The 13,998-nt window shown below is 65.0% G+C and carries 8 protein-coding genes; 4 read left to right on the forward strand and 4 right to left on the reverse strand.

Features of this window, described 5'->3' with window-relative positions; all coding sequences use genetic code 11:
- The first annotated feature begins 13 nt into the window (after positions 1–13).
- The 4 genes from ASE82_RS07370 (at position 14) to ASE82_RS07385 (ending at position 5,158) form a co-directional block, all read left to right on the forward strand.
- The gene (locus tag ASE82_RS07370; protein WP_056060895.1) at positions 14–1,162 is read left to right on the forward strand and encodes a glycoside hydrolase family 43 protein; all 1,149 of its coding nucleotides are present in this window, start codon (positions 14–16) and stop codon (positions 1,160–1,162) included.
- Positions 1,162–2,607, forward strand: coding sequence for a xylulokinase (gene xylB / locus ASE82_RS07375; RefSeq protein ID WP_056060899.1), 1,446 nt, complete (start codon positions 1,162–1,164; stop codon positions 2,605–2,607). The genes ASE82_RS07370 and xylB overlap by 1 nt, the downstream gene beginning before the upstream one ends.
- 8 nt (positions 2,608–2,615) lie before the next feature.
- Positions 2,616–3,923, forward strand: coding sequence for a xylose isomerase (xylA, locus tag ASE82_RS07380; protein WP_056060903.1), 1,308 nt, complete (start codon positions 2,616–2,618; stop codon positions 3,921–3,923).
- Positions 3,924–4,357: 434 nt separating this feature from the next.
- Positions 4,358–5,158, forward strand: coding sequence for a FadR/GntR family transcriptional regulator (locus ASE82_RS07385; protein ID WP_082441362.1), 801 nt, complete (start codon positions 4,358–4,360; stop codon positions 5,156–5,158).
- 9 nt (positions 5,159–5,167) lie between these two features.
- On the opposite strand, the gene uxuA is transcribed toward ASE82_RS07385, so the two are convergent.
- The 4 genes from uxuA to ASE82_RS07405 form a co-directional block, all read right to left on the reverse strand.
- On the reverse strand, positions 5,168–6,337 hold the full coding sequence (gene uxuA / locus ASE82_RS07390) for a mannonate dehydratase (RefSeq protein ID WP_056060905.1): 1,170 nt from the start codon (positions 6,335–6,337) through the stop codon (positions 5,168–5,170).
- A gap of 108 nt (positions 6,338–6,445) precedes the next feature.
- Positions 6,446–7,243, reverse strand: coding sequence for a FadR/GntR family transcriptional regulator (locus tag ASE82_RS07395; protein ID WP_082441363.1), 798 nt, complete (start codon positions 7,241–7,243; stop codon positions 6,446–6,448).
- A 105-nt stretch (positions 7,244–7,348) separates the two neighbouring features.
- Positions 7,349–9,967: a glycosyl hydrolase 115 family protein gene (locus ASE82_RS07400; protein WP_235524612.1), complete on the reverse strand. Its 2,619-nt coding sequence runs from the start codon at positions 9,965–9,967 to the stop codon at positions 7,349–7,351.
- 258 nt (positions 9,968–10,225) lie between these two features.
- Complete coding sequence (locus ASE82_RS07405) at positions 10,226–13,492, reverse strand: TonB-dependent receptor (RefSeq protein ID WP_056060911.1); 3,267 nt, start codon at positions 13,490–13,492, stop codon at positions 10,226–10,228.
- Positions 13,493–13,998 lie beyond the last annotated feature (506 nt).

A 13,998-nucleotide genomic window follows, 5' to 3' on the forward strand; every position in this document is an offset into this window, starting at 1 on the left:
GGACCACGGACCGATGCGTTTCAGCCTCGCGCCTACGCTCGTCATTGCCGCACTTGCCGCAACGGGGACGATCGCCCTCGCCCAGACCAATGGGGGGAACGCCCCCTCGACACCCGGGGCGAAATCCGCATCCGCCGGCAAGGAGCCGCGCAGCCCCGACGGCAAGCGCTATCTGTCGCAGCCGCTGGTCACCAGCATCTACACCGCGGACCCTTCCGCGCACGTCTTCAACAACAAGATCTACGTCTATCCGAGCCACGACATCGACGTGAAGATCGCCGACGACGACCTCGGCAATCAATATGCGATGCGCGACTACCGCGTGCTGTCGATGGATCGCATCGGAGGCCCGGTGAAGGTCAACGGCGTTGCGCTCGACGTGAAGGACGTGCCCTGGGCATCGCAGCAGATGTGGGCCCCCGATGCCGCCTACAAGAACGGCACCTATTACCTGTACTTCCCGGCGCGCGACAAACAGCTCGACAAGAACGGCCTCGGCACGTTTCGCATCGGCGTCGCCACCTCGAAGAGCCCGGTCGGTCCGTTCAAGGCCGATCCCAAGCCGATCGCCGGCAGCTTCTCGATGGACCCCGCAGTGTTCACCGACGCGAACGGCGCGAGCTACATGTATTTTGGCGGCATCTGGGGCGGCCAGCTCCAGCGCTGGAAGGACGGCAAGTTCGACGCCAACGGTTCGGACACCGATCTCGGCAAGGACGACCAGCCCGCGCTGTCGGGCAAGATCGCAAAGCTCAACCCTGACATGAAGAGCTTTGCAGAGACCCCGCGCGACGTCCAGATCCTCGACGAGGCCGGCAAGCCCGTGCTCGGCGGCGACCATGAACGCCGCTTCTTCGAGGCGTCCTGGGTCTTCACGCGCGGCGGCAAATATTACTACACCTACTCGACCGGCGACACGCACTTCCTGAACTACGCGACCGGCGACAATCCGTACGGCCCGTTCACCTATCGCGGCCATATCCTGAAGCCGGTCCAGGGCTGGACCAGCCACCATTCGATCGTCGAATGGAACAAGAAATGGTGGCTGTTCTATGCGGATACGCAGATGAGCAACAAGAACCACCTGCGCAACGTCAAGGTGACCGAACTCAAGTTCGCGCCCGACGGCTCGATCCCGACCATCGATCCGTTCGTCAACTGATGTTCCTCGGAATCGATATCGGCACCTCGGGTGTCAAGGCCGTGGTGCTCGACCAGCATGGCAGCGTGGTGGGCCAGGGTACCGCCGCGCTGACCGTGCAGCGGCCGCATCCGCTCTGGTCCGAACAGGATCCGGATGCGTGGTGGAAGGCGACGATCGCCGCGGTGCAGGCGATCGACCCGAGCGTCCGCCGATCGGTGCGCGGCGTCGGGCTTGCCGGCCAGATGCATGGTGCCACCTTGCTCGACGCCGACGACAAGCCGCTCCGCCCCGCGATCCTGTGGAACGATGGCCGTTGCTTCGCCGAATGCGAGGCACTGGAACGCGCCGTTCCCGACCTGCGCACCATATCGGGCAACATCGCGATGCCCGGCTTCACCGCACCAAAGCTGCTCTGGGTGCGCGAGCATGAACCCGAGGTTTTCGCGAAGATCGCGACGGTGTTGCTGCCCAAGGACTATGTCCGGCTGCTGATGACCGGCGACAAGGCGTCGGACCTGTCGGACAGCGCGGGCACCTTGTGGCTCGACGTCGGCGGCCGCTGCTGGAGCGACGAGATCCTCGCCGCCTGCGGACTGACGCAGGCGCAGATGCCGAAGCTGTACGAAGGGTCGGAAATAACCGGCACGCTCACCGCAGAAGTTGCCGAACTCTGGGGTATGCCGCAGGTCCCGGTCGCGGCAGGCGGCAGCGACAATGCAGCGGGCGCGGTCGGCGTCGGCGTCGTCAAGGACGGCGATGCTTTGCTGTCGCTCGGCACGTCGGGCGTCATCTTCGTCGCGACCAACGACTTCCGCCCCAATCCGGCGCGTGCGGTCCACGCCTTCTGTCACGCGCTACCCGGCATGTGGCACCAGATGTCGGTCCATCTGTCGGCGGCGTCGTGCATCGACTGGGTCGCGCGGATTACCGGTGCCGCCGGTGCCGCAGATCTGTTCGCGCGCGCCGAGGCCGCTGGCCCGGCCAGTGGCCCCGAGATCTTCCTCCCCTACCTCTCGGGCGAGCGCACGCCGCATAACGATCCGGAGGTGCGCGGCGCGTTCCTGCGCCTCGACAACGACACCGACGCCGACCGCCTGTCGCAGGCGGTGCTGGAGGGCGTGGCGTTCGCGCTCGCCGACGGCCTCGACGTGTTGCGTGAGGCGGGCACGACGGTCGAGCGCCTTGCGGTGATCGGCGGCGGTGCCCGCTCGCGCTATTGGGGCGAGGTGATCGCCGCGGCGATGGAGGTCGAGCTCGTCTACCTCCAGGGCGGCGAAGTCGGCCCCGCGCTCGGTGCGGCCCGCCTCGCCCAGATCGGCGTCGACGGTGGCGGTCCCGCCGAGATCTGCGTCGCGCCTCCCGTCTCGCACACCATCGTCCCCGACCCTGCCCTCGTCTCGGCGCTCGCCGAGAAGAAGGCCGCGTTCCGCCAAGCCTATTCCCGCATCACCCCCAAATCGTAGGAATCCCGATGTCCGACTTCTTCGCCGATATCCCCCAGATCAAATATGAGGGCCCCGACAGCACCAACGAGCTGGCGTACCGCTTCTACGACAAGGACAAGATGGTCCTCGGCAAGCGCATGGAGGATCACCTCCGCTTCGCCGCGTGCTTCTGGCACACCTTCTGCTGGCCCGGTTCCGACGTGTTCGGCGGCGGCACGTTCGATCGCCCGTGGCACCGCGGCGCCAACGACAGCGCAGCAGCCGCGATGAAGCGCGAGGTCGCGTTCGAGTTCTTCAAGACGCTCGACGTGCCCTATTACTGCTTCCACGACGTCGACGTGATGGCCGACGCCGCCAACATCACCGAGCACCGGAAATTCTTCGCCGAAGCGGTCGACCATCTCGAACAGCTCCAGGCTGCATCGGGCCGCAAGCTGCTCTGGGGCACCGCGAACCTGTTCAGCCACCCGCGCTTTGCTGCCGGCGGCGCGACCAACCCCGATCCGGAAGTGTTCGCGTTCGGTGCGATGCAGGTCCGCGATGCGCTCGAGGCGACGCACCGTCTCGGTGGCCAGAACTACGTGCTGTGGGGCGGTCGCGAGGGCTACGAGACGCTGCTCAACACCGACATGAAGCGCGAGCTGGACAATTTCGGCCGCTTCCTGAGCCTAGTGGTCGAGCACAAGCACAAGATCGGCTTCACCGGCACGATCCTGATCGAGCCCAAGCCGTTCGAGCCGACCAAGCACCAGTACGACTTCGACACCGCGACGGTGTATGGCTTCCTCAAGCGCTATGGCCTGGAGAACGAGGTCAAGGTCAACATCGAGGCGAACCACGCAACCCTCGCCAGCCACACGTTCGAGCATGAGATCGCGACCGCCGCGGCGCTCGGCATCTTCGGCTCGATCGACGCCAATCGCGGCGATCCGCAGAACGGCTGGGATACCGATCAATTCCCGAACTCGGTCGAGGAACTGACGCTCGCCAATCTCGAGATCATCCGCGCGGGCGGGTTCACCACCGGCGGCTTCAACTTCGACGCCAAGGTGCGGCGCCAGAGCATGGACCCGGCCGACCTGTTCTACGGTCATGTCGGCGCGATCGACGTCGTCGCGAAGGGCCTGCTCAATGCCGCCAAGCTGATCGAAGACGGTCGTATCGATGCGATCAAGACCAAGCGTTATGCCGGCTGGGACGGTGAGTTCGGTGGCGCGATCGGTGGGCTAGACCTCGCTGGTATCGCCGACCTCGCGATCGAGCGCGGCATTGATCCCAAGCCGGTCTCTGGCCAGCAGGAGCGGATCGAGAACCTCATCAACCGAGTCCTCTGATCGACGACCGCCCGATCCTGCGCTCCGGCGTGGGATCGGGCATGTCCCGAGAGGGCGGAAATGCGCATCGGCTGCCGGCACGCGCGGCACGATGTATCATTCGCCGACCGATCCGGGTCCGCTGATCGACCGCAACTGTGTTGCGCATGCCAAATGCGCGGCAGAATTAAGATCCCGAAATCTCCGGAAATTATTATAGGTCGACTGTCTGAACAGCCGATCGGTCGATTATATCGAAAACGATGACTGGCCAGCCGCGCGTCATCGAACGCAGGGGCATCCGGCCGACCTACCAGCAGCCCTGACGACCGCAGCACGCCCGACTCGCGTACCGTATGCAGCCTGTATCAGGGCGTTCCGAGCCCCAGGACAGAAAATCTCTTATCGTCTCGCGATTGTCACGCGGCTATCACCCCGGTGATGGGAGCTTACCAATGACGAACTTCAATCCCGATCAGACGAGCCCGTCGTCGGATACGCCAATCGCGTCGGACGCGGCGATACCGTCGGAAAGCGCTACGCCGCCACGCCCGCCACGCGGTACGGGACGGCGGCTGCACGGCGCGATCGCACACAAGCTGGGCACCGCGATCCTGTCGGGCGAGTATCTCCCGGGCGATACATTGTCGGGCGAAGTCGCGTTTTCGGAGGCGCTGGACGTGTCGCGCAGCGCCTACCGCGAGGCGGTCCAGGTGCTGATGGCGAAGGGATTGGTCGAAAGTCGACCCAAAACCGGCACCCGCGTGTTGCCGCGCAGTCGCTGGAACCTGCTCGATCCGGACGTGCTCGCCTGGGCCTTTGCCGGCGAACCCGACATCGACTTCGTCCGCGGCCTGTTCGAGCTGCGCGCAATCGTCGAGCCTGCCGCTGCCGCGCTGGCCGCCGAGCGACGCGATCGTGCCGACCTCGCCGTCATGAAGGAGTCGCTCGCCGCGATGCGCCGCCATACGCTGGCCACCGAAGCCGGCCGCGCCGCGGACCGCGAGTTCCACCACGCGGTGTTGCAGGCTACCCGCAACGACGCGCTCGTCGTGCTCAGCGCAAGCATCGGCGCGGCAGTCAGCTGGACCACGCAGTTCAAGCAGCGCACCCGTTCGCTTCCGCGCAATCCGATTCCTGATCACGTCCGCGTGTACGAGGCGATCGCGGCTAGTGACCCCGCCGCCGCCAACGCGGCGATGCGCAAGCTGGTGGACCTGGCGCTCGACGATACGCAGCTGGCGATGACGCGGTAGGCCTGGTTCCTACGCGGCGCCCCGATGCGCGATACCCGTTTCCAGCCCGCGCAGTTCCGCCAGCCCGCGCAACCGCCCGATCAGTGAATAGCCGGGGTTGGTCCGCTTGTTGAGGTCGTCCACCATCTGGTGCCCGTGATCGGGGCGCATCGGCAGCGACCGCCCGGTGCGTGCCTGCAACGCGACCAGCTCGGTCATGATCGCGGGCATGTTCGCATCGCCCTCCAGATGCGCCGCCTCGTGAAACGCGCCACCGGGTTCACGCTGCACCGATCGCAGATGCACGAAGCCGATGCGCTCGCCGAGCCGCCGGACCATCCCCGGCAGGTCGTTGTCCGCACGCACGCCGAACGATCCGCTGCAGAAACACAGCCCGTTGGCGGCCGACGGCACCGCCGCGAACAGCGCGCTGACGTCCGCCTCGGTGCTCACCACGCGCGGCAGGCCGAAGATCGGGAACGGTGGATCGTCCGGGTGCACCACCAGCCGGATGCCCTCCGCCTCGGCGACCGGACACACCGCCTCCAGGAACGCGACATGGTTCGCACGCAGGCGCGCTGCGTCGATGTCGGCATAGGTCTCGATCTGCTTGAGCAACTGCGGCGAACTGAAGCTCTCCTCGCTCCCCGGCAGCCCGGCGATGATCGTCCGCTCCAGCGTCGTGCGCGCCGCCTCGTCCATCGCCGCGAACCGCTCGGCGGCGACGGCGACGACATCGGGTGCGTAGTCGCGCTTGGCGCCTGGGCGGCGCAGGATGTGGATGTCGTAGGCGGCCAGCGCGTGCAGCTCGAAGCGCAGCGCGCGCGCGCCGTCCGGCAACGCCCAGCTCAGGTCGGTCCGCGTCCAGTCGAGCAACGGCATGAAATTATAGGTCACCACCTCGATGCCCTGCCCCGCCAGATTCCGCAGGCTGGCGACGTAGGCCTCGATCAGCCGATCCCAGTCGCCCGAGCGCCGCTTGAGATCCTCGACGACCGGCAGGCTCTCGACCACTTTCCAGTCGAGCCCGGCGTCCTCGATCATCACGCGGCGCGCGGCGATGGCGTCGACGGTCCACACGTCGCCATTGGCGACCTCGTGCAGCGCCGTGACGATCCCGGTCGCGCCGGCCTGACGGATGGCGTTTAGCGGCACCGGGTCGTTCGGGCCAAACCAGCGCATGGTCTGGGTCATCTTCATCGGCCGCTCATCCCCGTTTTCCCATGGCGGTGCAGCCACATGCTCACACTGTCGATAGCAACGATCGAATTGGTCTGACAACCTATAAGCGCTTGGTCGCCGGACGGATCAATTGGTCGGGACGCCGCCGTAACGCTGGCGAGTCGTCGCAAGCGCCAGTCGAGCCTGTTCCATTGCCATCTCCTCGGTCTGGAACAGGAGGTGGTCCATCACCGACGTCAGGTGTGCGCGCATCGCGCTACGCGCCGCCGCCGCGTCGCGCGCGCGCAAAGCATCAACGATTGCAGCATGTTCGGCGACGACCGGCCGCACCTTGGCGTTGCGCGCCTTGGCATGGAGAAGCGCGCATTCGGGCGACGTCGAGCGCAAATGCCACAAATCCTCGATCGTCCGAACCACGCCCGAATTCCGCGTCGCCTTGGCGATCGCCATGTGGAAGTCGCGATCGGCGATCTCGGTGACTTCGGTCAGCAAATTCTCGGTTGTCATGGCCTCGACCAGTCCGTCGAGCAGGTCGATCTCCGCATCGGTGATCTGGACCGCTGCGAGCGCTGCCGCCTCACCCTCGAACATGATCCGCGCTTCGGTCAGTTCGAACGCGGTGATGGCGAAACCCGGCTCTTCGCCCTGCCCCGGCAGCCGGCAGACATACGCCCCGGAGCCGACACGGACTTCGATAAAACCCTGCACTTCCAGCGCGATGAGGGCTTCGCGCACCGCCGGGCGACTGGCGCCGTAATCGATCGCCAGCTCGCGTTCGGCGGGCAGCCGATCGCCGATCGCATAGGTGCCGGCAACCAGTTCCTTGAACAACCGCCGCGCCAGCCGCTGGTACAGGCGATCATTCGCGGGAGCGTCGTATTTTCCGACCGCGAACAGCGCGTTCTGGGAGGCGGGCTTTGCCACTGGACTTACCAATCTAATGTCTGCGTATTGATGCTACTACGTCGCCCTTCCCAAGGAAACTGGCATCGTCGAATCCCCTAAGGGATCGCCGCGCGGTGCGTTCCGTCAGGCGACGGGAACCGCGCCAAGATAGGACATCGGTACCGGGATGGTCGCCAGTACCAGCTTCTGGAGCACCATATTGTCGTCCAGCCGCCAGATCTTGATCGTATGACGGCCGCTAGCAACGTCACCAAGGCCTGTCGACAATCGTACGCCATTGTCACGCACCGCATCCGCCCAGCGCGCCTTGGCCATATTGTCCGTATCGCCTCCGGTAGGCTCGAGCACCGCACGCAGGATCTGAACCGCACCGCCGTCGATCGACACGCCGATGCGCGATCCGTCATGACCGAACGTGTCGAGCGTCGGCACGAGGTACAGCGTCACGGTAGCTGGTCCCGCCTTCGCCACGACGACATCGTATTCCAGACAGACGCCGTCACTCGCCAGCGTTGCCGGTCGACCTTGCGGCATCGCGATCACTGCACCTGCCGTCCGACCCAGATGCGGTATCGTCGTCCAGCGCAGCCCCTTGCCGTCGCGCGCGCGACTGAAGGCGGGTGCTTCGAGGGCGACGATACCGGCCTGCGTCGCGGGCGTCGGAACGAAGACCGGCTGCTGCCGACGCTTTGCCTCGGGCGTATCGGCGCCGACCCGGACGATACTCGGCATGGTCTGTTTGGTGGGATCGTTCCAGATGACATAGCTCATATGGACCTGCGCCATCATGCCGTCCCACTTGCCGCCGTTGATCGCGTGATACCGCTGCGTCAGTTCGCCGTCGCGCCCGAAAGCCGTTTCGACCTGGTCGGCAAAATAATTGGCGCGGGCGTCGTTCTTCGAGGCCAGCAGCCGGTTCCACGCGGTGACGTAATACATCCGGTAGAGGTTCGCGACGGCTGCCACGGGAAACTCGACCAACTGGTAATAGGCGTCGTGCTGATCCGGCCGCAGCGTGGCGCGAACCGTAAGCATCCGTGCCTCCAGCGCCTCCCACTGTGCAACCATCGCGCCGAACTCGCCGCCATCGAGGCCCTTGGGCGTAACTCCGCCTAGCGGGAAGCTGTCCTGATCGATCAACTCGGGCTTTCGGCGTGCGACATACTGGCTGTACTGCGTGACGATCTCGCCGATCGCGCGCGCCTGTTCGGGGCCGAACGTCGCCGTCGCCCATGCGCGCGGATAGTCGGCAACCGCTGCCGGAGTCATCGCATCCGGGTTCCAGGCCTGCGCCAAGAAGAAGCCCAGCGGATATTCCATCGGCTTGATATCGCCGACGTTGACGATCCAGATCTGCGCCGCACCATGCCGGTACGCGAGGTCCATCTGCTGCCAGGTCTTCTCGATCTGGTTGGTGTTGATCCACTTGTAGTTGCGTGGACCGCCGACATAATCGAAGTGATAATAGACGCCGTACCCACCTTTTCGCGGTGCTGCGGCGGGATCGGGCAGGCGGCGGATCTGACCCCAATTATCGTCCGAGAACAACAACGTGACGTCGTCCGGCACCTTCATGCCGTGGTCGTAATAGTCCTGTACTTCCTTGTAGAGTGCCCAGACCTGAGGCGTCTCGGTCGCCGGTTTGCCGGTCACGTCGGCGATGATCTTGCGCTGGTCGGCGACGACGCGTTCGAGCAGCCCGGTCGCGGTACCCTCGGCCATCGCCTCGTCGCCGTCTCCGCGCATGCCGACGGTGACCACCGAATCATAATGCCGGCCGCCGCCCTTCGCCATCATGCGCTCGATCCCGCCGCGCCAGAATTTCCGCAGGTTGGCGCCGTTCTTGTCATAATCCCACGCACCGCCGGTCACGCCCTTTTCCTCGTGACGATGCCATTCGGCCTGTGCGCGCAGCATCGGCTCGTGGTGCGAATTGCCCATCACGACGCCCATCGCGTCGGCCAGCACCATGCTCGCGGGGTCGTCGTCCGCGAACGCCTTGCCCCACATGGCGGGCCACAGATAATTGCCCTTCATCCGTAGCAGCAGTTCGAAGACGTGCACGTACATCGCCGCGTTCACGCCGCCGAACGCCTTCTTCGCCCATCCGCTGAGGCAAGGATCCTCGTCGTTGATGAAGAACCCGCGATAGCGGACCTTGGGCTGGTCGCGCCGCGAACCCGCTGGGATCAGCACGTCGCGCTGACGACGGACGGGCACGTCCGCGAACCAGTGCCACGGCGAAACGCCGATCCGCTCGGATACGTCATAGGTGCCGAACACCGCGCCGCGCCGGTCGGACCCGACGATCACCAGCGCGCGCGAGACGCCCGGCATCGGGTCGTCGACGACGATCTGCCGAAACGCTTCCCATTCGCCGTGCAGGTCGGCAGCCGCGATCTTGCCGGCCGCCACGAGACGATCGATGACGGCGCTGTGGCCTAGCACGCCAATGATGACCACCGGCCCCTGCGCAACGCCGCTCGCGCCATCGGTCAGTCGCGCAGCGGTGCCGCTGACCCTCTCCAAATCGGCCGTGAAATTGGTCGCGACATGCCGAACCGCGCTGTCGGCGTCGGCATCGATCAGGACCCCTGCTGGAATGCCCTTGACGATCAGGGGAAACGCGGTCCGCGGATCGGGCGCAGCATGCGCCTCGACAGTGAGCAAGGGCAGCGTCGCCAGCGCAGCGCCACATGCGGCACCACCCATCAACGTACGGCGTGATACGGCCTGTGACATTGTCGTCTCTCCTGTCGTGAGCAGGCGGACAGCCCCGTGCCAAACCCGCTGGCCGCGCTTGGCGGACCTCGCATCGGCTATCCGTAGCCCGACCGCGCCCCGTCGGATCTGCGCGCGAAATCTCGCCGGCCTGCGCTAGTATCGTCGAACCGATCTTGCCGATCATCGGTCGGCTTGTGCGATCGTAGACCGGTCGCGACCACGTCTTGAGCAAAATACCGACGGTGCGGTCGCATCACGACCGCACCGTCTGGTCTACTAGAAGGTCCCGCGCAGACCGACCAGGAACTGACGACCCGGCTTGTACTGCGTGAAGGTCGCGTTCTCGAACTGGAAGTACGACCGCAGCGTAGCGTTCGTGAAGTTTGCGACGTTCACCGTCAGCTGAGGCGCCCCGGCAAGGCCGAAGATCTTGTCCAGATCGAAAGACGACGAGAAGTCGTAGGTCGTATAGTCCGTACCGAACAATGCCGCCGCCGGGATACCGTTCTGCGCCGCACCGCTGTTCTGCGATCCCTCCCGCGAGGTGGTCGACACCCGCAGCATGACGCCGTGCTTTTCGTAATAGCCCGTGATGTTGTAGGTAAACGGCGCCACGCCGAACGCGGTTGCCGCACCCTTGCTGGTCTGGTCGACGACCGTCGCATTGGCGTTGAAGCCGAACCCGGTGATGCCGATATTCTTGGTCAGGAAGTCGAGTGGCTGGACCCACTGGAATTCGAGCCCGTTGATGGTCAGCTTGTCCGCCACGTTGACCTGCGACGTGACCTGGACCTGCGCGGTGCCGGGGCCACCACGCGAGTTGATCGCGATCTGCTGCGTCGGGTTCAGCGTGTCGTAGGTGATCCCGTATTGCGACAGGTTCGAGAACGGAACCGTGCTGATCGCGGTGTTCGTGAAGCCCTTGATCGACTTGCGGAACGCATTGAAGCTGACCACGCCTTCGCGGCCGGTATAATATTCGAAGCCCAGATCGATGTTCGTCGACATGTACGGCTCGAGCGCCGGGTTGCCGATCGAAGCCTGGTCCGCCGATGGCGCGCCGAAGTTCACGCCCGGCAGCTGCGCCGACGGATCGGGACGCGTCATGGTACGCGATCCGGCGACGCGGACCACCGCGTGCTCGCTGACGTCGTAGGCGAAGGTCGCGGCGGGCAACCACTTCGAATAGACGTTGCGCGTCGACACGATGCTGACGAGGTTCGGATAGCGGCTACCGTCCGGCAATGCGACGCCGGTCGCGGTCGTATTGCGCGGATCGGGCAACGAGACGCGACCCGTGATCGTCTGGATCGTGTTGACGTAGCGTACGCCGACGTTGAACCGCAGCATGTTGCCGCCAAGGTCCTGCTCGCCGTTCACCGTGGCGAACGCGGACTTCACCACTTCGCGAATGCCGCCGCCGCTTGCGCCCGTGGTGGACGCACCGCTTTCCGGCGAGTTGTCGTGGTAGAAGTCATAGTTGGTCGCAGCCGCGAACTTCGGCCAGTCGACCGTCACGAAACCGGCCGGCCCTGGCGTCAGGTAGCTTGGTGCCGCCGAGTTGGGAACGAGCGAACCACCATAGGTCACCGGGCCGGTCATGCCCGCGGTCGATCCGGTGCCGAAGCCCGGATAGGTCGGGTAGCCGGCTGGGATCACGCCCGGCGCGTTCAGGCCTTCGCAGGGCGGCTGCGAATTCGGCGAGGCGACGAACACGCTGGGATTATTGCCGCAAACGGCGTTCTGGTAGGCCTGGCTGTTGTCGTTGCTGCTGATCCGGCGCGACACGTCGTCGAACGCGCCGCCGATCTTCAGGTTGAGGGCCGGCTTGCCCCAGGTCAGGTCGCCGCGCGCGCCCTTGCTCTTGTTGAGCCGGCGTTCGTCGGAGATGTTGACGCGGCTGCCGGGATTCCAGCCGAAATTCGCCGGATCGTTCAGGTCCAGCGCGCTCTGGATCGTCGGGATGCCGCTGCCGTCGTTCGAATAGGTCACGGTGTTGCCGACACCCAGCGGGGTCGTCAGGCCGACCGACGGGTTCTCGCGGTGGAAGGTCGAGCGCGCGTAATTGCCCTGCAGGTTCAGCTTGAGCGTGTCGGAGATTTCCCACTCGCCGCCGGGGTTGATGCTGAAGAGCTTCGTCGTCTCGGTGTACGGGCGGAATTCGTTGAAGAACTGCGCGTTGGCGAACGTCCCGCCGGTGACGACGCAGCCGATCGTGCAGTCGGCCTTGTCGAACGTCAGGTTGGTCGGGATGATCGCGCCGTTGCGGACGATCCACGCCATGTTCTCGCGCGTCAGGTCGTTCTTCTTGTAGCCGTACAGGCCATCAACGTAGAAGTGCAGCGTATCGGACGGCTGCCATTCGGCGCTGACGATCGCGTTGATACGGTCACGCGGACCGCGGATGCTGGTCGAACGCCCAAGCCGCGGCAGCAATGCGTTGTCGATCTGTTGGATCGTCGCACCTGGGTTGTTCGCGAGCAGGAAATCCTGATTGATTACCGTGCCGGCAACCAACCCGGCGCCAGCGCCGGCCGGGACCAACCCGGGGATGGTCCAGTTGCCGCCACCGGTGCCATTGCAACTCGCATTGTTGGCACGGCACTGGGCAGCAAGTGTCTGCGCCGCGGTTGGCGTATTCTGGACGCCGTTGGTCGTACCGGCGATGCCGTTGGGCGTCGTCAGCGCAGGATTGGTATAGCCAATCGTCTCGAACCCGCGCGTGTCGGTGAACAGGCGCTGGGCGGACACGCCTGCGAGGATACCGACCTTGTCACCGCGCCAGCTGCCGATCAGCGAGCCGCGGGCACCGATCCGGTCCTCGGGCGACTGCTTCGTCCCTTGTACGTTGTAGGCGAGGAACGAGGTCGCGCGATCGAACGGCCGTGCCGAGCGCAGATCGATGTTACCGGCCGCACCACCTTCGAGCAGGTCCGCAGTGTAGCTCTTGTTGACCGTCAGCTTGGTGAACAGGTCGGTCGGGAAGAAGCTGAGATCGACCGAGCGATCGGTGCCCTGCGCATCGGTCGCGCCCGACGACGCCACCGCGATCGTCGCGCCGTTGAGCGTGACGTTCGTGAAGTTCGATCCGAGACCACGGATCGCGACGTTCGTACCTTCGCCGGTCACGTCGCGCGTGATGGTGATGCCCGGGATGCGGTTGAAGGATTCGGCGATGTTCGTGTCGGGGAACTTGCCGATATCCTCGGCGAAGATCGAATCCGTGAAGCCGGTTGCCGCGCGCTTCGCGTTCGTCGACTTGGCCAGGCTCGAACGATAGCCGGTGACGACGATGTCGCCGCTATCGGCCGCATCGATCGTGCCGGGGGTCTGGTCGGAGTCCGGCAGGGCCGCTGCTGGCGACGCGGCAGGCGCGGTCGGCCCGGCGGTGGCGGGCGCGGCACCTTGCGACGCGGCTGGTGCCGGGTCCTGCGTCGGCGGAATGGTCTGCGCCGCCGCAACGGTCGACGACAGCGCTACCATCGTCGTCGCACACAGGAGCGCTGCGCGCGTAAGACGAGGGGCCATTTTGAAAGGCGTCATGTTCAGGATCCTCTTGGAACCTCGCTGTCCGACTGGCGGCAGGAAGCGTCTCGTTGTTATGAAAGCTTGAAAAACGTCAGGTGCCGGGCGCTAGGTACTGCGCGACGTACTCCACCGGCTCGACCAACTGGTCGACGGGCATGCGACATCAATAGCGTTAAAAGCCATCCCCATTCCTCGTCACGCCCGTCTATGCGGGTCCGTTGATAGCGCTATCTCATCGCTATTGGTCGACGAGTCAAGATGGTTCGGTTAGGCCAATATTACGTGGTCGGCTCTACCGGTTCGGGATCTAGGATGGTCTCGTCGGCTTTTCAGCGAGTTGAGCAGTATTATGACCGCCGAACGCGCATCGTCATCGTGTCGCGATTCATAAATCGCTTCTGTCGACGGTTTAGGGACGAAGCGTCGTAGAGATCGACTCAGTCCAATCGGGGCACACCCGTCAGACAGCCGTCGTTCAATAGCGAGATCACGCGATCGCTACCGGTACACAAGGCGCTGGA

The organism is Sphingomonas sp. Leaf230 (assembly GCF_001421745.1).
GTDB lineage: Bacteria > Pseudomonadota > Alphaproteobacteria > Sphingomonadales > Sphingomonadaceae > Sphingomonas.